The sequence below is a fragment of the Cellulomonas edaphi genome (genome assembly GCF_030362815.1).
In the GTDB taxonomy this organism is placed as follows: Bacteria; Actinomycetota; Actinomycetes; order Actinomycetales; family Cellulomonadaceae; genus Cellulomonas; species Cellulomonas edaphi.
Genome location: NZ_JAUCGR010000002.1, coordinates 293,046 through 314,815 on the forward strand (window position 1 = coordinate 293,046; position 21,770 = coordinate 314,815).

Below are 21,770 nucleotides of genomic sequence, written 5' to 3' on the forward strand. Positions count from 1 at the left end.
GCTTGGAGAACTGCGAGCGATTCTACCTGCTCGTGATGCCCATGATCGAAATGAGCTCGTCCGTGGCGCGGTGCACGTCGTCGTTCACCACCACGTGGTCGAACTCCGACTCGGCCGCCAGCTCTACGCGAGCGGTGGCGAGCCGCCGCTCGCGCTCCTCGGCGTCCTCCGTGCCACGTCCGACGAGCCGACGCTCCAGCTCCGCGAACGACGGCGGCGCCAGGAACACGAAGCGCGCGTCCGGCATGGTCGCGCGCACCTGGCGGGCGCCCTGCAGGTCGATCTCGAGCAGCGCCGGCTCTCCCGCGGCCAGCCGCTCCTCGACAGGCTTGCGGGGCGTGCCGTACCGGTTGCGACCGTGCACCACGGCCCACTCGAGCAGGTCCCCCGCGGCCACCATTGCGTCGAACTCGTCGGACGAGACGAAGTGGTAGTGGACCCCGTCGGTCTCTCCCGGTCTCGGCGAGCGCGTGGTCGCCGAGACCGAGAGCCAGACCTCGGGGAAGCGGGCGCGGACGTCGGCCGACACGGTCCCCTTGCCGACGGCAGTCGGTCCGGCGAGAACGGTCAGCCGGGCGGGCGTCGTCGTCATGGGTGGTGCAGCACTCCTCGTGCGTCAGGGTGGACCGCGGTGATCACCCGAAGCGTGCGACGAGCGCCTCCACCTGGTGAGGGCCGAGACCACGGACACGCCGGGTCTCCGAGATCCCGATCTCGGACATGATCGCACGGGCCTTGACCTTGCCGACGCCGGGCAGCGACTCGAGCAGCGAGACGACCTTCAGCTTGCCGATGGTCTCGTCGGCCTGGCCCTGCTTGATCACGTCCGACAACGTGCCCTGCGAGTACTTCAGCCGGTTCTTGACCTCGGCGCGAGCCTGCCGCGCGACGGCGGCCTTCTGCAGCGCCGCGGCGCGTTGTTCTGGAGTCAGCGGAGGAAGAGCCACGCGCGTCACCTTCCGTCGGTGGTCGGGCGATCCACGGGGCGCGGGACCGTGCTTCCGAACCTAGCGAGCAGTACCCGGGAGGGCAACGCGTACGGGACGATCTGCACACACCCGACCTGCACAGACGATGCCCGAGGCGCCTCAGCGCAGCGCGGCGGCCGCCTCGCTGGAGGCGTCGAGAGCCGCCTTGCGGAGCCCGGCGACGTCTGGTCCCGCCCGCAGCACCCCGCGCGAGGACGAGGCGAGGACCTGGCGTCTGGCGGGCCCGAACACCGCAGCCAGCTCGTCCGCTCCCGCGCCCTGCGCACCGACCCCGGGCGCCAGCAACGGACCGTTGACGGCGCTCAGGTCGGTGCCCGTCCGCGCAGCCGCGTCGCCCACCGTCGCGCCGACCACCAGACCGATCGAGCCCATGACGGCGGCATCCGCGTTGAGCGCGGCCGCCCGCGCGGCCATGACGGCGGCCACGGACGCGCCCTCCGCCGTGCGCGCGTGCTGCACCTGCGCGCCCTCGGCGTTCGACGTGAGGCACAGCACGAACAACCCTCGCCCGGAGGAGAGCGCGAGGTCCACCGCGGGGTCGAGCGAGCCGAAGCCCAGGTACGGCGACACCGTGAGGGCGTCCCCGGCCAGGGGCGACCCGTCGCGCAGGAACGCGTCGGCGTAGGCGCCCATGGTCGAGCCGATGTCGCCGCGCTTGGCGTCGACGACGACGAGCGTGCCGGTCTCGCGTCCCGCCGCGACGACCTCCTCGAGCACCGCGACGCCGGCGGAGCCGTGCCGCTCGAAGAAAGCGGCCTGCGGCTTCACGGCCGCGACGCGGCCGCCGACCGCCTCCATGACCGTGCGGGCGAAGCTGCGCAGCCCCGACGCGTCGTCCGGCAGCCCCCAGTCCGCCAGCAGGCTCGCGTGCGGGTCGATGCCGACGCAGAGCGGGCCGTGCTCGTCCATGGCCGCGGCGAGGCGCTCGCCGAACGTCACGCGGTCACCGCCTCGCGGCGGGCGCGGGCCGCCCCGTCGTGCTCCTGCAGGCTCGTCACCGCGAACGGCCCCGCCAGGGCCGCCTCGATGGCCTGCACGGCCGCACCCAGCTGCTGCACGGTGGTGATCATCGCCTTGTCCGCGGCGACCGTGGCGGCGCGGATCTCGTAGCCGTCCGCGCGCGCGCCCTGCCCGGAGGGCGTGTTGACCACGAGGTCGACCGAGCCCTCGGTGATGAGGTCGACGATGGTGGGCTCCCCCGCCTCCCCGCGGCCCGAGGAGTGCTTGCGCACCACCGTCGAGCGGATGCCGGAGCGGTGCAGCACGGTCGCCGTGCCCTCCGTCGCGAGGATCTCGAAGCCGAGCTCCGCCAAGCGCTTGACCGGGAAGACGATCGAGCGCTTGTCCCGGTCGGCGACCGAGATGAACGCCCGGCCGCCCGACGGGAGCCCGCCGAACGCCGCGTCCTGCGACTTGGCGAACGCCGTCGGGAAGTCCACGTCGAAGCCCATGACCTCGCCCGTCGAGCGCATCTCCGGGCCGAGCACGGTGTCGACCACCTGGCCCTCGGCGGTGCGGAACCGCTTGAACGGCAGCACGGCCTCCTTGACCGCGATGGGCGCGTCGAGGTCCAGCACGCTGGCGTCGTGCTGCGGCAGGATGCCCGACGCACGCAGCTCGGCGATCGTGTGGCCGGCCATCACCAGCGCGGCGGCCTTGGCGAGCGAGACGCCCGTAGCCTTGGACACGAACGGCACGGTCCGCGACGCGCGCGGGTTCGCCTCCAGGACGTAGAGCACGTCGGAGACCAGCGCGAACTGGATGTTGAGCAGCCCGTGGACGCCGACGCCGCGCGCGATCGCCTCGGTCGACAGGCGGATGCGCTCGAGCTCGCTCGTCGAGAGCGTCACGGGCGGCAGCACGCACGCCGAGTCGCCCGAGTGGATGCCGGCCTCCTCGATGTGCTCCATCACGCCGCCGAGGAACATCTCGCTGCCGTCGAACAGCGCGTCGACGTCGATCTCGATCGCGTCGTCGAGGAACCGGTCGATGAGCAGCGGCGGCAGCGTCCCGGTGTTGTGGGTCCGTCCGGACGACTCCGCGCTCTCGAGCGCGCGCTGCACGTACTCGGCCAGCTGCGGCTCGTCGTAGACGATCTCCATGCCGCGGCCGCCCAGCACGTAGGACGGGCGCACCAGCACGGGGAAGCCGATCCGGCGCGCGGTGTCGCGGGCGCCGGCCAGGGTGGTGGCCGTGCCGAACGCGGGCGCGGGCAGCCCCGCGGCCTCGAGCACCTTGCCGAACTCGCCGCGGTCCTCGGCGAGGTCGATCGCGGTGGGCGACGTGCCCAGGATCGGCAGGCCGGCGTCCGCGAGGCGCTGCGCGAGCGCGAGCGGGGTCTGGCCGCCGAGCGTCACGATGAGCCCCGCGATGGGACCCGCGGCGAGTTCCGCCTGGTACACCTCGAGCACGTCCTCGAACGTCAGCGGCTCGAAGTAGAGCCGGTCGCTCGTGTCGTAGTCGGTGGACACCGTCTCCGGGTTGCAGTTGACCATGACGGTCTCGAACTCGCCCTTGAGCGCGAGCGCCGCGTGCACGCACGAGTAGTCGAACTCGATGCCCTGGCCGATGCGGTTGGGCCCCGAGCCGAGGATGAGGATGGCCGGGCGGGTGCGCGGCGCCACCTCGCTCTCCTCGTCGTAGGACGAGTAGTGGTACGGCGTCGAGGCCTGGAACTCGGCCGCGCACGTGTCCACGGTCTTGTACACCGGCCGCAGTCCCACCGCGTGCCGGGCGCCGCGGACCGCGTCCTCCGACGTGCGGCGCAGCGACGCGATCTGCACGTCGGACAGCCCGTGCCGCTTGGCGTGCGCGAGCACGTCGCGCGTCAGCGCGTCGGCGGTGCGCGTGGCCTCGGCGACCTCGTTGATGAGCTGGATCTGGTCGAGGAACCAGGGGTCGATGCCCGTGAGCTCGTACACGCGCTCCAGGCTCACGCCCGCGCGCAGCACCTGCTGCACGTTGACGAGCCGCTGCTCGGTGGGCCGGCTGATCGTGGCGACCAGCGCCTCGAGCGCGTCACCCGTGAGAGCCTCGCCGTCCCAGTGGAACGTCGAGCCCTTCTTGTCGATCGAGCGCATGGCCTTGCCGAGCGCCTCGGTGAAGTTGCGGCCCAGGGCCATCGCCTCGCCGACCGACTTCATGGTCGTGGTGAGCGTGTCGTCGGCCGCGGGGAACTTCTCGAACGCGAACCGCGGCACCTTGACGACCACGTAGTCGAGCGTGGGCTCGAACGACGCCGGCGTGGACCCGCCGGTGATGTCGTTGGGGATCTCGTCGAGCGTGTAGCCGACCGCGAGCTTGGCCGCGATCTTGGCGATCGGGAACCCGGTCGCCTTGGAGGCCAGGGCCGACGACCGGGACACGCGCGGGTTCATCTCGATGACGACGATCCGGCCCGTGGTGGGCTCGACCGCGAACTGGATGTTGCAGCCGCCGGTGTCGACGCCGACCTCGCGGATGACGGCGATGCCGATGTCCCGCATGTTCTGGTACTCGCGGTCCGTCAGCGTCAGCGCCGGAGCGACCGTCACGGAGTCGCCCGTGTGGACGCCCACCGGGTCCACGTTCTCGATCGAGCAGACCACCACGACGTTGTCGTGCTTGTCACGCATGAGCTCGAGCTCGTACTCCTTCCAGCCCAGGATGGACTCCTCGAGGAGCACCTCCGTGGTCGGGGAGTAGTGCAGGCCCTGGCCGACGATCCGGCGCAGGTCCGCCTCGTCGTAGGCGATGCCCGAGCCGAGGCCGCCCATCGTGAAGGACGGGCGCACCACCACCGGGTAGCCGAGGTCCTCGACCGCGCCGAGCGCCTCGTCGATCGTGTGGATGATGGCCGAGCGAGCCGACTCGCCGCCGCACTTGTCGACCACGTGCTTGAACTGCTCGCGGTCCTCGCCCTTCTGGATGGCGGGGATGTTGGCGCCGATGAGCTCGACGTCGTACTTCTCGAGCACGCCGGCCTCGTCGAGCGCGATCGCCGCGTTGAGCGCGGTCTGGCCGCCCAGCGTCGGCAGGATCGCGTCGGGACGCTCCTTGGCGATGATCGACGTGAGCACGTCGGTGGTGATCGGCTCGACGTAGGTCGCGTCGGCGAACTCCGGGTCCGTCATGATCGTGGCCGGGTTCGAGTTCACGAGGATGACCCGCAGGCCCTCCTCCTTGAGCACGCGGCAGGCCTGCGTCCCCGAGTAGTCGAACTCGCACGCCTGGCCGATGACGATCGGGCCGGACCCGATGACCAGGACGCTGGAGATGTCAGTGCGGCGGGGCATCAGGCGGCACCCTTCTGGGTCATGAGGTCGAGGAAGCGGTCGAAGAGATAGGCGGCGTCGTGCGGGCCTGCCGCGGCCTCGGGGTGGTACTGGACGGAGAACGCCGGCAGGTCGAGCGCCCGCAGGCCCTCGACCACGTCGTCGTTGAGGTCGACGTGGCTCACCACCACGCGGCCGTAGCGGCCCCCGTCGTGCGGAGCCGTCGACTCGCCCTCCAGCGGGGCGTCGACCGCGAAGCCGTGGTTGTGGGCCGTGATCTCGACCTTGCCGGTGAGCCGGTCCATGACGGGCTGGTTGACTCCGCGGTGCCCGTAGCCGAGCTTGTAGGTGCCGTAGCCGAGGGCCCGGCCCAGCAGCTGGTTGCCGTAGCAGATGCCGAAGAACGGGATCTTGCGGTCCAGCACGTCGCGCAGCAGCTCGATCTCGTGCGTGGCCGCGCTCGGGTCGCCCGGGCCGTTGGAGAAGAAGACCCCGTCCGGCTGGGTGGCCAGCACGTCGTCGATCGTCGCGCTCGACGGCAGCACGTGGACGCGCACCCCGCGCTCCGCGAGCCGCTGCGGCGTCATGGCCTTGATGCCCAGGTCGATCGCGGCGACCACGGCGACGGGCGGCTCCAGCGGCGCACCGTCGGCGCCGAGCGCGTCGACCACGTAGGCCGCGTCGGTCGAGACCTCGCCCGCCAGGTCCGCGCCCACCATCTGCGGGGCGGCCAGCACCTCGGCGACCAGCTCGTGCGTGCCGCGCCGCTCGCCGTCGCTCCGGACGAGGGCGTCACCGGAGAAGACGCCCGCGCGCATGACCCCGCGCTCGCGCAGGTGACGGGTCAGCGCTCGGGTGTCGATGCCGCTGATGCCGACGACGCCCTGCGCGCGCAGGTCGTCGTCGAGCGTGCGGGTGCTGCGCCAGTTCGAGGCGCGGCGCGCGGGGTCGCGCACCACGTACCCGGCGACCCAGATCCGGGCGGACTCCTGGTCGTCGTCGTTCACGCCCGTGTTGCCGATGTGCGGCGCGGTCATGACCACGATCTGCCGGTGGTACGACGGGTCGGTCAGCGTCTCCTGGTAGCCCGTCATGCCGGTGTTGAAGACGATCTCGCCGAGGGTGGTTCCGGTGGCGCCGTACGCCTGCCCGGCAAACGTGCGCCCGTCCTCGAGGACCAGGACTGCGTCGGTCATGACTTCTCCTTCGTGCCGTCGTTCGTGCGGCCGTCCGCGGCTGTGCCGTCGGGCTCCGTGAGACTCGTGCGGTTGATGAGGGCCGTCGCCGCAGCGACCAGGGCCGGGCCGTCGGCCGCGTGCTTCGGGCGCAGGCCGGTGTCCAGCCCGCGGTCGTCCGTGGGGACCGGTCGCCAGGTCAGCACGACGAGCCCGTCGTTGCCGACCACCTTGCCCGCGATGCCAGGCGCGTTGCCGACCCCGCGCAGCGCAGCGGCGGGGATGAACACGTCCCTCGTGCCGGAACGGGCGACCAGCACCCCCGACTCGTGGACGCTCACGCGTGCCTGGCTGCGCACACCCAGGTCCTGCGCCACCACGCGGTCGAGCCAGTCCCCCGCGCGGGTCGTCGAGACGTACACGGCGTCGAACGGGCCCGCGAGGGCACCGCCCAGGTCCGCGGGGACGGGCGGGAGCTCGCCGACGAGGCCCTCGGTCCGACGACGTCGGTGGTTCCACCCGGCCCGCATCGCCCAGAGCACCAGCACGACGAGCGCGAGGAGGACGACCACCGAGACTGCCTCGCGGGCGGTCACCAGCGCACCACCACGTCCTCGTCGCACGACGTGCCGTCGAGCACGGTCGCGCGGCCGCGCAGGAAGGTCGCGACGATGCACCCGGACAGGTCCCGACCGCGGAATGGCGAGTTGCCCGACTTGGTCGCCTGCTCCTCGGGGTTGATCACCCGCCGCGCGGCGGGGTCCACCAGCACCAGGTTGGCGGGCTCACCGACGGCGATCGGCCGGCCGTGGTCCGAGACCCGCCCGATCCGTGCGGGCGCTTCCGAGAGGACGCGGGCCACGTCGGTCCAGGTCATCCGGCCGGTGTCGACCATCGTCTCCTGGACCACGGACAGGGCCGTCTCAAGACCGGTCATGCCGAACGCCGCCGCGGCCCACTCGCAGTCCTTGTCCTCGCGCGTGTGCGGCGCGTGGTCGGTCGCGACGATGTCGATGGTGCCGTCCGCGAGCCCGGCCCGGACCGCCTCGACGTCGCGCTGCGTCCGCAGCGGCGGGTTCACCTTGAACGTGGGGTCGTAGCCCCGCGCGAGCTCGTCGGTGAGGATCAGGTGGTGCGGCGTCACCTCGGCGGTGACGTCGATGCCCCGCGACTTGGCCCAGCGGATGATCTCCACGGACCCCGCGGTGGACAGGTGGCACACGTGCAGGCGCGAGCCCACGTGCTCGGCGAGGAGCACGTCGCGGGCGATGATCGCCTCCTCGGCGACCGCGGGCCAGCCGGCCAGCCCCAGCTCGGCCGACACCACGCCCTCGTGCATCTGCGCGTTCTCGGTGAGCCGCGGCTCCTGCGCGTGCTGTGCGACCACGCCGTCGAACGCCTTGACGTACTCGAGCGCGCGGCGCATGAGGACCGGGTCGTGCACGCACTTGCCGTCGTCGGAGAACACCCGCACCTGCGCGCGCGACTCCGCCATGGCGCCGAGCTCCGCGAGCCGCTCGCCCTCGAGACCCACCGTCACGGCACCCACCGGGTGGACGTCGACCCAGCCGGCGTCGCGACCCAGCCGCCACACCTGCTCGACGACGCCCGCGGTGTCCTGCGTGGGCGTCGTGTTCGCCATCGCGTGCACGGCGGTGAACCCGCCGAGGGCCGCCGCGCGGGTCCCCGTGCGGATGGTCTCGGCGTCCTCGCGACCCGGCTCGCGCAGGTGCGTGTGCAGGTCGACGAGCCCGGGCAGCAGCACCAGGCCGCGGCCGTCGATCACCGTCGCGTCGTCGTCGGACACCTCGGGACCGATCGCCGCGACGACGCCGTCCGCCAGCAGGACGGTGGTGCGGTCGCCACCGTAGGGCGCCACGTCGCGCAGCAGATACTTCCGGCCGGTGCTCACGCGTCCACCTTCGTCTCGTTCTTCGTCGTCTGGTCGTTCGGCTGGTCGTTCGTCTGGTCGTGCCGGGTCTCGTCCTGCGTCCCCTCGCTCCCGGCGAGCAGCAGGTACAGCACGGCCATCCGGACAGCCACGCCGTTGGCCACCTGCTCGACGATCACCGCACGCGGCGAGTCGGCCGCGTCGGCAGAGATCTCGAGGCCACGGTTCATCGGCCCGGGGTGCAGGACGATCGCGTGCTCGGGCATCGCCGCCAGCCGGCGGGCGTCGAGGCCGTAGCCGCGGGTGTACTCGAGCGGGCTCGGGAAGAACCCGCCGCCCGCGCTCGACATCCGCTCCCGCTGGACCCGGAGCATCATGATCGCGTCGGGCTTGGTGTCGATGACCTCGTCCAGGTGGTAGGACACCGCGGCCGGCCAGGCGTCGACCCCCACGGGCAGCAGCGTGGGCGGCGCGACCAGGGTCACGTCCGCCCCGAGCGTGTGCAGCAGCTGCACGTTGGAGCGCGCGACGCGGCTGTGCAGCACGTCGCCGACGATCGCGACGCGCAGCCCCGCGAGGTCGCGGCCCGTGACGTCGCCGGGGCCGCTGAGGTGGCGCCGCAGCGTGAAGGCGTCGAGCAGCGCCTGCGTCGGGTGCTGGTGCGTGCCGTCCCCCGCGTTGATGACCGCGCCGTGCGTCCAGCCGGAGTGCGCGAGGGTGTGCGGCGCGCCGCTGGCGTGGTGGCGGATCACCACCGCGTCCGCACCCATGGCCTGCAGCGTCAGCGCGGTGTCCTTGAGCGACTCCCCCTTCGAGACGCTCGAGCCCTTCGCCGAGAAGTTGATGACGTCGGCCGACAGTCGCTTGGCGGCCGTCTCGAACGAGATGCGGGTGCGCGTGGAGTCCTCGAAGAAGAGGTTCACGACGGTGCGGCCGCGCAGCGTGGGCAGCTTCTTGATCTCGCGGGCCTGCGTCGCGGCCATCTGGCCGGCGGTGTCGAGGATCCGCACCGCCTGCTTGTGGGACAGGCTCCCGGTCGACAGCAGGTGCTTCATCGGGTTCCCTCGATCAGGACGGCGTCACGCTCGTCGGTCTCCTCGAGCAGCACGCGCACGCGCTCGGTGGTGGACGTGGGCAGGTTCTTGCCGACGAAGTCGGCGCGGATGGGCAGCTCGCGGTGCCCGCGGTCGACGAGCGCAGCGAGCTGCACCGCGCGGGGCCGGCCCAGGTCGGAGATCGCGTCGAGCGCGGCGCGGATGGTGCGGCCCGAGAACAGGACGTCGTCCACCAGCACGACGACCTTGCCGTCGATCCCGGCGCCCGGCAGGTGGGTCTCGCCGATGGTGCGCGTGGGGTGCTGCGCGAGGTCGTCCCGGTACATCGTGACGTCGATGCTGCCCACCAGGGCGGCGGGGTCGAGCGTGGGCTCGACCGCGACCAGTCGCGCGGCGAGGCGGCGGGCCAGCGGGAGGCCGCGTGTGGGGATGCCCAGCAGGACGACGTCGGCGCCGCCCTTGTTGCGCTCGAGGATCTCGTGCGCGATCCGGGTCAACGCGCGGGCGATCTCGGGGCCGCCGAGGACGACGGTGGCGTCGGCGGATGCCTCGGGTGAGGGCAGGGCACTGCTCATGGAGCGACTCCTTCCCCGCCTCACAGGACGGGAGTTAAAGGACTGCTGTCAGCCGCTCACCTTACCGTGCTGGGCACGGGTGGCCCCTGCCGTCTCAGGTGCGACGTCGCTCACGTCGACCGACCACGGCGGTGCCGTCGACCTCCTCGTCGCGTACGACCGTCGCGAGGAGCCCGGCGGCCTCGACGAGCGCCACCGTCACGGGCGCCTGCCGCTCGCTCGTCTCGATCACGAGCACTCCCCCGGGCGCGAGCCACGCGGGCACCGCGGCGGTGATCCGCCGGTGCAGCTCCAGGCCGTCGGCGCCGCCGTCGAGCGCGATCCGGTGCTCGTGGTCGCGCGCCTCAGGCGGCATGAGCGCGATCGCGCCGGTCGGGACGTACGGCGCGTTGACCACGACGACGTCGATCCGGCCGCGCAACGCGTCCGGCACCGCGTCGAACAGGTCGCCGTGGTGCACGCGCTCGGCCGGGAGGTTGCGACGCGCGCACGCCACCGCGTCGGGGTCGAGGTCGGCGGCGTGCACCTCGGCGGCCGGCACGCGCCGAGCGATCGCGGCACCCAGCGCTCCCGACCCGCAGCACAGGTCGAGGACCACCGCCCCGTCGCGCACCAGCGCGGCCGCCGCGGTGACGAGAACCTGCGAACGTCGTCGCGGGACGAAGACGCCCGGCGCGACGCGGACGCGCATCCCGTCGAAGGCGGCCCAGCCGAGCACCTGCTCGAGGGGCTCGCCCGCGACGCGGCGCTCGACCAGGCGGTCCAGTGCCGCACCGGTGAGCCCGGTGTCGAGCAGGAGCGCCGCCTCGTCCTCCGCGAACACGCATCCGGCACGCCTCAGCCGCGCGGCGAGCGAGCCCGTGTCGAGATCCACTCCACGACGCTACCCGTGGACGCGTGTCACCCGGATGCCACGTCAGGTTGTCCACGATGCGTGCCGATGTCCCGTTCGTGCTCGGGACTGTGCCCATGTGGGTCACGATGGTGCAGCTGTTGACTGCTGGCCTCGTGGGCGGCTTCTGCCTGCTCCAGTGGATCTGGTGGCGCGGTGAGCGTCGCCGTGCCGGCGCCGAGTGGGCCCTGGTGTGGTCGGCCGACATCGCGCTGCTGCTCCTCGCGGGCGGCCTCTTCGCGTTCACGGACCCGGGTCCGCTGCAGGACGCCCTGCAGTTCGCGCACACCCAGCTCGTCGGTGCCTTCATGCTCCTGGCGATCCCCGCGACGCGCGCGTTCGCCGACGGCCCCGCGACGCGGTGGTGGGTGGCGCTGTCCAGCACCCTGCTGCTGGCGGGCGCCGCGGCGTGGTGGTGGCACCCCACGTCGCCGCGCGCCGGCGAGGACGCGGTCGTGACCAGCGTCCTCGTCGCCGTCGCCCTGATCTCCGTGGCCTACGTGGTGGCGTGCATCGGCCCGCAGAAGGTCAGCCGACTGGGCACGCTGCTGGTGCTCGCGGGAGCCGAGTCCCTCGCCATGCTCACCGCCGGCGGGGTGGTGCAGGACGAGTCCATCAGCGCGATGCTCGTCGCCCTGTGGTCGATCCCGCTCGGCTTCGCGCTCGGCACCCTGGCCCTCGTGCGCCTGCGCCAGGCGCAGCGGGTCGCGCGCCAGCGCCACCTCATGCGGGACGCCACCGCGCGGCTGGCCAACGCGGCGTGGTTCGCCCGCGACGCCGACAGCCTGCTCCACCGGGCGCGCGAAGAGGCCCGCGCGGTCCTCGCGGACCCGCAGATCGAGGGCTCCCTGCGCCCCATCTCGCACGACCGGTTCGTCACCGAGCTCTACTCCCCCCGCGAGCACACCGCGCTCGAGCGCACCTTCCTGGTCGACCTCGCGCAGATCGTCTCCGCGGCCGCCGAGAGGTACGGCCTGACGTCACGCCTCGAGCGCACGGCGTACGCCGACCCGCTGACCCGCCTGCCCAACCGCCGCGCGGTCGACAAGCACCTCCTCGACGTCCTGGAGCGCGCGAACGTGGAGCGCACGCGCGTGTCGCTCGTGTACTGCGACCTGGACGGCTTCAAGCGGTTCAACGACCTGCACGGCCACGAGGGCGGCGACGCCGTGCTCGTCCGCGTCGCCGACCACCTGCGCGGGCTCGTGCAGGGCGACGCCGACCGGTTCGTGGGCCGGCTCGGCGGCGACGAGTTCGTCGTCGTGATCTCCCGCGCGCCGCAGGACGTCGACCTCGTCGCCCTCGCGCGCAGCCTGCGCGACGGGTTCGTCGACTGCAGCGTCGGCGCCCGGGCCGCACGCCTGTCCGTCGGCGTCGCCACGTGGGTGCCGGGCGACGTGGTCGACCCCGACGCGCTCATGCGCCACGCGGACACCGCGATGATGGAGGCCAAGCGCTCGCGCAGCGGCTTCCGCGTCTACGACCGCGCGCTGCGGCGGCGGGTCGACGCCGCCCGACACCACCGCGCCGCGCTCGAGGCGGCCGTCGCCGAGGACCACTTCACGGCGTACTTCCAGCCGATCGTCGACGCGCGCACGCTCGAGGTCCTCCAGGTCGAGGCCCTCGCGCGCTGGGACGACCACGGCCAGCTGCTGCTGCCGTCGGACTGGCTCGACGTCGCCGAGGAGACGGGCCTGATCGTGCCGATCGGCGCCTCGATGCTCACGCAGTCGCGCCGGGCCTTGGACAGGTTCCAGATCCCCGTCGCCGTGAACCTCTCCGCGCGCCAGCTGGCCGAGCCCGACGCGCTCGAGCAGATCGAGGCCGCGTGGGGCGACACCTACTGGGAGCACCTGACGCTCGAGATCACGGAGAGCGCCCTGGTGCGGACGGGCCCGGCCGTGCCGCTGCTCTCCGAGCTGCGCGCGCGGGGCGCACGGATCGCGGTCGACGACTTCGGCACGGGCTACTCCTCGCTCGCGCGACTGTCACGGCTGCCCGTCGACGTCCTCAAGATCGACCGCTCGTTCGTCCGCGAGATCGGCACTGACCGCGGGGCCTCCGTGGTGCGCACGATCCTCGACCTGGCGGCCGTGCACGGGCTCGACGTCGTCGCGGAGGGCGTCGAGCGCTCGTCGGACCTGGCCACGCTGGTGGACCTGGGCGTCCGCCGGGTCCAGGGCAACTTCCTGGGCCGGGCCGCGGCCACCCTCCCGATCCGCGGCCCGCGGCCCGGAACGGGCGCGTGGCACGCGCAGCGGCCCCTGCGCGCGGTGCCCACGCAGGCTCGCGGGCCCCAGACCGGTCCCCTCACGGTGGTGCACCACCTGGCGTGACCCGGTCCCCGGCGCTGTCCGGACATGACGAAGCCCCCGCCGCGGCGGGGGCTTCGTCGTTGCGGCTCAGGCGAGCAGCGTCGGCTTCAGGTCGACGATCCGGCCCAGCAGGCCGTTGACGAACGCGGGCGACTCGTCGGTCGACAGCGAGCGGGCCAGCTCCACGGCCTCGTCCACCGCGACTGCGTCGGGCACGTCGTCGTTGAACAGGATCTCCCACGTGCCGAGGCGCAGCAGCGCGCGGTCCACGGCGGGCATCCGCTCGATGGTCCAGCCGTGCGCGTGCGTGGCGAGCAGCTCGTCGATCCGCTCCTGCTCCGCGACCACACCCTCGACCAGCTCGACCGAGTACTCGGGCAGGGCGGTCTCGGCGCCGGGCTGCGCGATGCGCTGCGCGAGCAGGTCCACGGGCGCGAGGCCGCGCTGGTCCGCCTCGAACAGCACGTCGAGCGCCCGCTTGCGGGCCTTGGTCCGTGCCGCCACGTCAGTCGTTCACGCGGCCGAGGTAGCTCCCGTCGCGGGTGTCCACCTTGACCTTGGTGTTCGACTCGAGGAACAGCGGCACTTGGATCTCGTAGCCGGTCTCGAGCGTGGCCGGCTTGGTCCCGGCCGACGACCGGTCACCCTGCAGGCCGGGCTCGGTGTAGGTGACCTCGAGGATCACCGACGGCGGCAGCTCGACGTACAGCGGCGCGCCCTCGTTGGTGGCGACCATGGCGTTCTGGTTCTCCAGGAGGAAGTGGGCGACGTCGCCGACCGTGGCCTCCGGGATGTGCATCTGGTCGTACGTGTCCGTGTCCATGAACACGAAGTCGGTGCCGTCCTTGTACAGGTACTGCATGTCGCGCTTGTCGACGTTGGCCGTCTCGACCTTCAGGCCGGCGTTGAACGTGCGGTCGACGACCTTGCCGGACAGGACGTTCTTGAGCTTGGTGCGGACGAACGCGCCACCCTTGCCGGGCTTGACGTGCTGGAACTCGATGACGGTCCAGAGCTGGCCGTCGATCTTCAGCACGGTGCCGTTCTTCAGGTCGTTGGTGGTCGCCACGATCCGTCGCTTCCTGTCGGGGAGTGTGTTGTCCTCTGCGCCGGCGCACGCGCGCCGGTCCGCAGACCGCCGACCATCGTACCCGCCCGCTCTGGCCCCGGGCGCCGGACCGGTTTGCCCGTCAGGAGAGCAGCGCGCGGGCGCCGACGCCGACCGCGGCGCTGAACACCAGGGAGGCGAGCGTGCCGATGACGAACCGCTCCGACGCGCCGGGGTTCTCGCGCAGCTCGGGGAAGCGACCCAGGCCCTTGACCGCGACGACCACGGCGATGCCGGCGGACTCGTCGAGCAGGACGCACATGGTCACCGCGAGACGCTCGAGGATGCCGATCCAGGTCCCGCCGCGCAGCGAGGCGATGGCCTGCGTCCCCTCGGGGCCGTCCCCCGCGGGCTCCCCCGCGTCGTCGGACCGCGACGCGAGCCGCAGCACGCCGCGCACCACGAGCCAGCCCCCCGCCGCGGAGACGAGCAGGGCGACGATCACGATGAGCGCGGGCACGGCACTCCTTCCGGGCAGGGCGGTCTCGGGTCCGGCACGCGGTCGCCCGCGGCCCGGCCTCGATCGTGGCCGAAGGCCGGCGCCCCGTCCATCCGACGTGCCGTCACGCGGGACGCTCTCCCGCGGCGAGAGCCAGCAGCCGCACGGCGGCCGAGCGTGCCGCGATCTCCTCGGCCCACAGCGCCGTGCGCAGCCGCTTGCTCACGGCCTGCTGCGAGATGCCGAGGCGCTCGGCGACGTCCTCCTGCCGCAGCCCGGCCTCGGCCATGGCGTCCACCACCTGCCACCCCTGCTCCGAGCGTCGTGCGGCCGTCGCCGCCGCGAGCACCAGCACGGCCTCCGCGTCGCGGCCGGCGCCGTCGTCGACCGCGCGCACCGCCAGCGCCACGGACCGGCTGCGGCTCTTCGCGGCCTCGACCGCCGTGCGCGCGAGGATGAACGCCGCACCGGAACCCGCGCGTGCCGACTCGGGCAAGGGTTCGTCGACCGGTCCGGCGCCGATCCCCACGGACCACCCGCCGTCCCTGGCGACGCTCAGGGCGAGGTCCACGACGACCCGGGGGTCGTCGAGCACGGCCTGGACCTCGTCGCCCACGGTGCGCTCGAACGGGCGCACCACGGCCGCGCCCGTCGGGTCGGCGCGCTCGAGGAGCGCGGCCAGGCGGGCGAGGAAGTCCTCGACCCGGTCGCCGTGGATGCGGGAGCCGCGCTGGTCGATGGTGAGGGCGTAGGGCATCGCACAATCATGCACGGTTGTCTTCACGACAACAAGCCCTGCGGGTTGTTCGTCCGCAGCGACGTTCAGAGTGCGGCCAGGGCCAACCGGTAGGAGTCGAGGCCGAAGCCCGCCACGGTGCCCGTCGCGACGGGGCCGATGACCGACAGGTGCCGGAACGACTCGCGGGCGTACGGGTTCGTGAGGTGCACCTCGACGAGCCGCAGGCCGGCCGAGGTGACCTGGGCTGCGGCGTCGCGGAGGGCGTAGGAGTAGTGCGTGAACGCCGCGGGGTTGAGCACCACGTCGCTCCGGGTGTCGACGGCCTCGTGCAGCCAGCCCACCAGCTGCGACTCGTCGTCGGTCTGGCGCACCTCGGCCTCGAGTCCGCGCTCGGCGGCCCAGTCGGCCACGGCCGCGACGAGGTCCGCGTGGGTGGCGGAGCCGTACACCTCGGGCTCGCGGGATCCGAGCCGGCCCAGGTTGGGTCCGTTGAGCACCAGCACGCGCGTCATGGCGGTCACCCTAGGCCCCTAGAGCGCGATCGCGGTGGACGTCTCCTCGCGGCTGACCTCCGCGTAGGCCGCGACCAGCAGCGTCGGGTCGGGACCCTCCAGGCGAGCCGGTTTGCCCACGTCCTCGAGCACCACGAACCGCAGCAGGTCCCCGCGCGTCTTCTTGTCCCGCCGCATGGCGGTCAGCAGCCGCTCCCAGCGGTCGCCGCGGTACGACACCGGCAGGCCTAGTGAGCCGAGGATCGACCGGTGCCGGTCCACCACGTCGTCGGACAGCCGCCCGGCGAGGCGCGCGAGCTCGGCGACGTAGACCATGCCGACGGACACGGCGGCACCGTGCCGCCACTGGTAGCGCTCGACGTTCTCGATCGCGTGCGCGAACGTGTGGCCGTAGTTGAGGATCTCGCGCAGGCCGGCCTCCTTGAGGTCCTCCCCCACCACGCGCGCCTTGACGGCGACCGCCCGCTCGACGAGCTCGGCCAGCACGGCGCTGCCCGAGGCGGCGACGGGGTCGGTGAGGAGCTCGACGTTCGCCTCCACCAGCTCCAGGATGCGCGGGTCGGCGATGAAGCCGCACTTGACCACCTCGGCCAGGCCCGCGACGAAGTCGTGCTTCGACATCGACGCCAGCGCCGCCAGGTCGCACAGCACACCCGCGGGCGGGTGGAACGCGCCCACCAGGTTCTTGCCCTCGGCGGTGTTGATCCCGGTCTTGCCCCCCACGGCCGCGTCGACCATCGCGAGCAGTGTCGTCGGCACCTGGACCACCCGGATCCCGCGCAGCCAGGTCGCCGCGACGAACCCGCCGAGATCCGTGGTGGCGCCGCCGCCGACCGCCACCACCGCGTCGGTCCGCGTGAAGTCTGCCTGCCCCAGCACGCCCCACAGGAACGCGGCGACCTGGGCCGTCTTGGCCTCCTCGGCGTCCGGCACCTCGGCGCCGAACACCTCGTACCCCGCCCCGCGCAGGTCCTCGATCACCGCGTCGGCGGTGGTCGCCAGCGCGGCGGGGTGCACGACGAGCACCCGTCGGACGTCCGTCCCCAGCAGCCCGGGCAGCGCGCCCAGCAGGTGGTGGCCGATGACCACGTCGTAGGGCTGCGCCCCGTCCACCTTGACCGTCGTCGTCATGCCTCGTCCTCCACGGCGGCCCGGCGAAGCGCGGCCAGCTCGGTCTCGATGCGCTCCGCCACCTCGGTGGGGCGCAGGTCGTCTGTCAGCACGGTGATGGTGGCGAGCCGCTCGTAGATCGGACGCCTCGCCTCCATGAGCGCCGCCCACTGCGCGCGCGGGTTGCCGAGCAGCAGGGGGCGCGACTGGTTGAAGCCCACGCGCGGGGCGGCGTGGGTCAGCGTCACGTCGAGAAAGACGACCACGCCGCCGCCGCTCGCGTAGTCGTCGAGTGCCTGCTGGGTCCCGAGGTCCAGCACCGCACCGCCACCCAGCGCGAGCACGCCGTCGTGCTCGGCGAGCGCCGCGAGCACTGCCGCGCTCTCGAGCGCACGGAAGTGCGGCTCACCGTCGTCGACGAACAGCTCGGGAATCGACTTGCCCGCCGTGGCCTCGACATCCGCATCCGTGTCACGCACCGCGAGCTGCCAGCGTTCGCCCAGAGCGGCCGCCACGGTGGACTTGCCGGAGCCCGGAGGTCCGACGAGGACGACGCGGGGGGCGGTGAGCGGCTCTGGCACGGACCGAGACTAGCCGCCGCGATGCGCGCGACGGCAGCGGCGTCCACGGCCGGGCGCCGCAGCCTGCGAGGCACCGCGGACGGCGACGCGGACGTGCCGAACGAGTGAACGCACGAACTCGCACCACGCCCGACCTCAGGTTCACCCTCCGATGTGCCGAACTACGCCCGAGTCGTTTCTGTGGTTGCCAGGAGGCATCTGTGTTCAATCGTCGTGGTGTCGCCCTTCTGACAGGAATCGCCCTGGCACTGACAGGGGCCGTCGGCCTCGCAGCGCCGGTCGTCGCGGCGGAGAGCACGCTCGTCGCCGCACCCTCCGGCCTGGCGGTCGCGAACCTGGGCGGCGACCCCGTCTTCTCCTGGTCGGCCGTGGACGGAGCCGCGGCGTACTCCATCCAGATCGCGACCGACGACTCGTTCAGCAGCGGCAACATCATCGCGCGTGCGAGCACCTTCGGCCGCTCGTGGGTTCCCACGAGCACTCTCGACGTCGCCGTCCCGCGAACCCTCTTCTGGCGCGTGGCGGCCTTCGGCGACAGCATCAACGAGAGCTCGCTCGGGTCGTACTCGGCCGTGGCCACGCTCGACCGTCCCGCGGCAGCGGCACCCACCCCGTCGGCGCCCGTCTCGGGGTCCGTGATCACGTACCCGACGCCCGTAACCTTCTCCTGGGCAACGGTGCAGGGCGCGGTCTCGTACACGCTGAGCTATTCGTCGGACCCGAGCTTCCCCACCGCGACCACGACCACCGTGCCCGCCGTGGTCGGAACGTCCTACTCGCCCTCGGCATCGTTGGGCCGCGGCACCGACCCGGACGACGAGGCTGGAGCGCGCTGGTACTGGCGGGTCCGGGCCAACTTCTCCACGGCGACTGGCCCGACGAGCGGGCCGTACGCACCGACCTCGTTCTTCAACGTCAACTGGCCCCGGGCGGCCTCGGCGCCCGAGCTCATCTCGCCGGCCGACGGCGCAACGACCTACTCCGACCTGCGCTTCACCTGGAAGCCCGTGCCGGGCGCCTCGGGCTACTCGATCGTCATCGGCGCAGCGAAGGACTCGCACGGGGACGTCATCACCGTGAAGGACTCCGCCAGCACGACGAGCACGACGTACGTGCCCAAGATCCAGTTCTCCGACACGAACTACTGGTGGCAGGTCCGTGCCCGCGATGCCGCCGGCAACCTCGGGGCTCGTTCTGAGGCGCAGGGCTTCGTCAAGGCGTGGGGCGCGCAGTCGGGCGAGTCCGTCGCGACGACCAGCTTCGTGCTCGGTACCCCGGTGACGATGGCGGGATCGAACTCGTCGGCCGCTCCGACCGAGATCCCCCTGGACCAGTTCGAGCTGTCGTGGGAGCCGCTGCCGCGAGCCACCGCGTACGAGGTCGAGCTGCGGGAGGTCGGTGGCAGCCTCGCCACGCTGACCTGCCGTACTGCCAGCACGTCCGCGACCATCATCGGGCGCATCGACAGCGCGCAGGGCGACGACAAGTCCCTCCTCGCGGGTGATGCACCGTGCCTGTGGACCTCGAACGCCGTGCAGCGTGTGCAGCCGGGCAAGAAGTACTTGTGGCACGTCCGCGCCCTGGACTACCCCGCCGGCTCCCAGGCGTCCTACAGCACCACGAACGACGAGACGCTCGTCTCGCCGTGGTCCGACCAGTTCACGGTCAACCGTCGCTTCATCACGGTCACCGACCCGTCTCCGGTGGCCACCGACCAGGTCCAGCCGGACCTCGACGCCTGGGCCGCGGAGTCCGCGACCCACCTCGGCAAGCCCGCGCCGCGGCTGACGTGGCAGCCCGTCCAGGGCGTGAACGCCTACCGGGTCACCATCGCCCGCAACCTCGGCATGAACTCGGTCGTCCGCACGTTCTACACGCCCTCGGCAGTGCTGCGCGTGGACGGCGTCTTCGCCGACGTGGACGCCGGCAGCTACTACTGGCAGGTCCAGGGCATCAACATGGACGAGCAGTGGCAGAACTACACCGAGTCCGTGCTGCTCTCGCCCTCGGACCCGCTGGTCTGGCAGAAGCAGAGCACCCCGAGCGACTTCACGGGCGTCGAGCCCACCACGGTGTCCTCCGACGGGTCCCTCCTGCTGCGCTGGCGACCGCAGTCGTTGAGCGCTCCCGACGACGGCGGCTCGCGGGGCTACAAGGTGACGATCTACAAGGGCCTGACGTCGACGACGCCCATGGGAAGCACCACCGCCGAGTTCCCCTACTACCTGGCCAAGGACCCGACCACCGGCGTCGCCCTCGCGCCGGGGAAGTACCGGTTCTCCGTCGCGCCGCTGGACGCGCTCGGCGTCGCGGGCCGCGCCTCGGTGCTGCAGGGCTTCACCATCGCGGCACCCGCTCCGACGGGCCTGTCCGCGCAGGTCGACGGCACCACCGTCACCCTGGGCTGGCACAGTGACGCGCCGGTCAAGCGCTTCTCCGGCGAGCTCTGGCCCGAGGGGAACGACAACCTCGCCATCCCGCTCTCCCCCGAGGTCCTGCGCCAGTCGACCGCGACGGTCGACTCACTGGCGCCCGGCGTCTACGCGTGGCGGGTCCGGTCCTTCGACGACGCGGACAACGCCACCGACCCGAGCGCGACCGGGACGTTCACCGTGGCCAAGGCGACCGTCGGACTCAGCACGCCGGACGACAGCGTGCTGACGACGGCGAACCGCGTCCTGGACTGGTCGCCGGTGCCCGGCGCCTCGCGGTACGTGGTCCGCATCGCGACGTCGCCGGGCACTCTGCCGGCCGCGACGCCCTTCGAGACGGTGGCCACGGCCTTCTCCCCCACGGTCCCGCTCCCGTTCGGCACGCAGTACTACTGGCAGGTGACTGCCGTGCCCGAGCGGCTCGGCGGGACCACCGCGGTCGGCACGTCGGCCGTCCGCGCGTTCACCGCGTCGACCACGCCGGCTGCGCCGTACTTCGGCACCGTGCGCTCGGTCGGGACGTCCGTCGAGCTGGTGTGGGCTGATCTGAGCGGCCCGAGCCGTGGCGCCGTCGCGGCACCCGCATACGCCGTGCGATACCGCGTGGTGGACCCCACGGGAGCACCCACGGAGTGGAGCACCCCCACAGCGCTCGGCAGCGGCGTCACCGCGTACACCGTCGGTGGGCTCCTCAAGGCGACGGTCTACGAGTTCGAGATCCGGGCGGCCAACTCCGAGGGCGTGGGCCCGTGGTCGGCACCGCAGCGCGTGCAGACGGCCACCTACCCCGGGGCGGTGACCTACTTCCAGGTCACGCCGTCGCTCGGCGGTCTCACGGCGGCGTGGTCGCTCCCCTACGACCAGGGCGGCGACCCCGTGACGTCCTACGTCGTGCAGTACCGGGCAGCAGGCGCCGCATCCTGGGTCACCAAGACGACCGTCGCGCCTACCATCGCGCTGACGGGCTTGCTCCGTGGGGCGTCCTACGAGGTGAAGGTGGCCGCGCGGAACTCGGTGGGCACCGGGGACTACGCGGTGGCGACCAAGGCGACGCTCACCACTCCGTCGGCCCCGCGCTCACTCGCCCTCAAGCGCGGCGACATGATCGCGACGGCCACCTGGTCCGCACCGGCGTCCAGCGGCGGCGCGATCGTCACGGGCTACACGCTGCAGTACCGCTCGTACAGCACGTCGCTGAAGAAGTGGTCCGCCTGGAAGCGCGGGCCCCAGGCGTCGTACTCCCCTCGCACGGCCGTCGTGGCATCCCTCACCAACGGCGTCAGCTACGAGGTCCAGGTGCGCGCCGAGAGCACCGTAGGCCCCGGCCCGTGGTCGGCGGCGGTGGCCGTGAAGCCGGCAGGCCGGCCGCTCGACCCCAAGCGGGTCACGGCCACGGCATACACGGGCAAGATCAAGGTTGCCTGGACGACGGCCTCCGCCAACGGCTCCAAGCTCTCGGGCTACAAGGTGCAGGTGTCCAAGAACATGTCCACCTGGACGACGGTCAAGTCGGCCTCCGTGAGCGCGAGGTCGTACACCTGGACGGGTCCGAAGAAGGGCACGACCTACTACGTGCGGGTCCGGAGCACGAGCGACACGGGGCTGAGTGCCGGTGCCGTGGTGACCTCGGTCGTCGCGAAGTAGCCGAAGCCGTCGGGCCCGGCGCCGCCACGCGGGCGGCTGCCGGGCCCGACGTGCGTCCGG

General features: G+C 72.6%; 19 protein-coding genes. 2 read left to right on the forward strand and 17 right to left on the reverse strand.

Features of this window, described 5'->3' with window-relative positions; translation table 11 throughout:
* Positions 1-22: 22 nt before the first annotated feature.
* The 10 genes from gmk to QRT05_RS07680 form a co-directional block, all read right to left on the reverse strand.
* Positions 23-592, reverse strand: coding sequence for a guanylate kinase (gene gmk, locus QRT05_RS07635; RefSeq protein ID WP_289446480.1), 570 nt, complete (start codon positions 590-592; stop codon positions 23-25).
* Between the two features lie 43 nt (positions 593-635).
* Positions 636-947, reverse strand: a complete 312-nt coding sequence (gene mihF / locus QRT05_RS07640) for an integration host factor, actinobacterial type (protein ID WP_289446481.1) — start codon at positions 945-947, stop codon at positions 636-638.
* A 141-nt stretch (positions 948-1,088) separates the two neighbouring features.
* Entirely contained in the window at positions 1,089-1,928 is an 840-nt protein-coding gene (gene pyrF, locus QRT05_RS07645) for an orotidine-5'-phosphate decarboxylase (protein WP_289446482.1), read from the reverse strand.
* Entirely contained in the window at positions 1,925-5,263 is a 3,339-nt protein-coding gene (gene carB / locus QRT05_RS07650) for a carbamoyl-phosphate synthase large subunit (protein ID WP_289446483.1), read from the reverse strand. Before carB ends, pyrF begins: the two co-directional genes overlap by 4 nt.
* Positions 5,263-6,438, reverse strand: coding sequence for a glutamine-hydrolyzing carbamoyl-phosphate synthase small subunit (gene carA / locus QRT05_RS07655; protein WP_289446484.1), 1,176 nt, complete (start codon positions 6,436-6,438; stop codon positions 5,263-5,265). Before carA ends, carB begins: the two co-directional genes overlap by 1 nt.
* Entirely contained in the window at positions 6,435-7,013 is a 579-nt protein-coding gene (locus QRT05_RS07660) for a PH-like domain-containing protein (RefSeq protein ID WP_289446485.1), read from the reverse strand. Before QRT05_RS07660 ends, carA begins: the two co-directional genes overlap by 4 nt.
* On the reverse strand, positions 7,010-8,329 hold the full coding sequence (locus QRT05_RS07665) for a dihydroorotase (protein ID WP_289446486.1): 1,320 nt from the start codon (positions 8,327-8,329) through the stop codon (positions 7,010-7,012). Before QRT05_RS07665 ends, QRT05_RS07660 begins: the two co-directional genes overlap by 4 nt.
* The gene (locus tag QRT05_RS07670; RefSeq protein ID WP_289446487.1) at positions 8,326-9,363 is read right to left on the reverse strand and encodes an aspartate carbamoyltransferase catalytic subunit; all 1,038 of its coding nucleotides are present in this window, start codon (positions 9,361-9,363) and stop codon (positions 8,326-8,328) included. The genes QRT05_RS07665 and QRT05_RS07670 overlap by 4 nt, the downstream gene beginning before the upstream one ends.
* On the reverse strand, positions 9,360-9,938 hold the full coding sequence (gene pyrR, locus QRT05_RS07675; protein WP_289446488.1) for a bifunctional pyr operon transcriptional regulator/uracil phosphoribosyltransferase PyrR: 579 nt from the start codon (positions 9,936-9,938) through the stop codon (positions 9,360-9,362). Before pyrR ends, QRT05_RS07670 begins: the two co-directional genes overlap by 4 nt.
* A gap of 94 nt (positions 9,939-10,032) precedes the next feature.
* Positions 10,033-10,812, reverse strand: a complete 780-nt coding sequence (locus tag QRT05_RS07680) for a putative protein N(5)-glutamine methyltransferase (RefSeq protein WP_289446489.1) — start codon at positions 10,810-10,812, stop codon at positions 10,033-10,035.
* Positions 10,813-10,868: 56 nt separating this feature from the next.
* Between QRT05_RS07680 and QRT05_RS07685 the strand changes: the two genes are divergently transcribed.
* Entirely contained in the window at positions 10,869-13,166 is a 2,298-nt protein-coding gene (locus tag QRT05_RS07685) for a putative bifunctional diguanylate cyclase/phosphodiesterase (protein ID WP_289446490.1), read from the forward strand.
* 66 nt (positions 13,167-13,232) lie between these two features.
* Here the strand turns inward: QRT05_RS07685 and nusB are convergent, their stop codons facing one another.
* The 7 genes from nusB to QRT05_RS07720 form a co-directional block, all read right to left on the reverse strand.
* On the reverse strand, positions 13,233-13,649 hold the full coding sequence (gene nusB / locus QRT05_RS07690; RefSeq protein ID WP_289446491.1) for a transcription antitermination factor NusB: 417 nt from the start codon (positions 13,647-13,649) through the stop codon (positions 13,233-13,235).
* Position 13,650: 1 nt separating this feature from the next.
* Positions 13,651-14,214 carry an elongation factor P gene (gene efp, locus QRT05_RS07695; RefSeq protein WP_289446492.1) on the reverse strand — a complete coding sequence of 188 codons (564 nt, stop codon included), beginning with the start codon at positions 14,212-14,214 and terminating at the stop codon, positions 13,651-13,653.
* Between the two features lie 121 nt (positions 14,215-14,335).
* On the reverse strand, positions 14,336-14,713 hold the full coding sequence (locus QRT05_RS07700; protein WP_289446493.1) for a hypothetical protein: 378 nt from the start codon (positions 14,711-14,713) through the stop codon (positions 14,336-14,338).
* 103 nt (positions 14,714-14,816) lie between these two features.
* A complete protein-coding gene (locus tag QRT05_RS07705; RefSeq protein ID WP_289446494.1) occupies positions 14,817-15,449 on the reverse strand; it encodes a helix-turn-helix domain-containing protein in 633 nt (210 codons plus the stop codon).
* A 65-nt stretch (positions 15,450-15,514) separates the two neighbouring features.
* On the reverse strand, positions 15,515-15,943 hold the full coding sequence (locus QRT05_RS07710; protein ID WP_289446495.1) for a type II 3-dehydroquinate dehydratase: 429 nt from the start codon (positions 15,941-15,943) through the stop codon (positions 15,515-15,517).
* Positions 15,944-15,961: 18 nt separating this feature from the next.
* On the reverse strand, positions 15,962-17,074 hold the full coding sequence (aroB, locus tag QRT05_RS07715; protein ID WP_289446497.1) for a 3-dehydroquinate synthase: 1,113 nt from the start codon (positions 17,072-17,074) through the stop codon (positions 15,962-15,964).
* Positions 17,071-17,634 (reverse strand): shikimate kinase, encoded by a 564-nt coding sequence (locus QRT05_RS07720; RefSeq protein ID WP_289446498.1) that lies wholly within the window; start codon positions 17,632-17,634, stop codon positions 17,071-17,073. Before QRT05_RS07720 ends, aroB begins: the two co-directional genes overlap by 4 nt.
* 200 nt (positions 17,635-17,834) lie before the next feature.
* Between QRT05_RS07720 and QRT05_RS07725 the strand changes: the two genes are divergently transcribed.
* Positions 17,835-21,710, forward strand: coding sequence for a fibronectin type III domain-containing protein (locus tag QRT05_RS07725; protein WP_289446499.1), 3,876 nt, complete (start codon positions 17,835-17,837; stop codon positions 21,708-21,710).
* The last annotated feature ends 60 nt before the right edge of the window (positions 21,711-21,770 follow it).

Coding starts and splice junctions, on each gene's coding strand:
- QRT05_RS07670 (WP_289446487.1), bottom strand. CDS start 9,363: ATGAAGCACCTGCTGTCGACCGGGAGCCTGTCCCACAAGCAGGCGGTG.
- pyrR (WP_289446488.1), bottom strand. CDS start 9,938: ATGAGCAGTGCCCTGCCCTCACCCGAGGCATCCGCCGACGCCACCGTC.
- gmk (WP_289446480.1), bottom strand. CDS start 592: ATGACGACGACGCCCGCCCGGCTGACCGTTCTCGCCGGACCGACTGCC.
- QRT05_RS07710 (WP_289446495.1), bottom strand. CDS start 15,943: ATGACGCGCGTGCTGGTGCTCAACGGACCCAACCTGGGCCGGCTCGGA.
- aroB (WP_289446497.1), bottom strand. CDS start 17,074: ATGACGACGACGGTCAAGGTGGACGGGGCGCAGCCCTACGACGTGGTC.
- QRT05_RS07685 (WP_289446490.1), top strand. CDS start 10,869: ATGCGTGCCGATGTCCCGTTCGTGCTCGGGACTGTGCCCATGTGGGTC.
- carA (WP_289446484.1), bottom strand. CDS start 6,438: ATGACCGACGCAGTCCTGGTCCTCGAGGACGGGCGCACGTTTGCCGGG.
- QRT05_RS07705 (WP_289446494.1), bottom strand. CDS start 15,449: ATGCCCTACGCCCTCACCATCGACCAGCGCGGCTCCCGCATCCACGGC.
- carB (WP_289446483.1), bottom strand. CDS start 5,263: ATGCCCCGCCGCACTGACATCTCCAGCGTCCTGGTCATCGGGTCCGGC.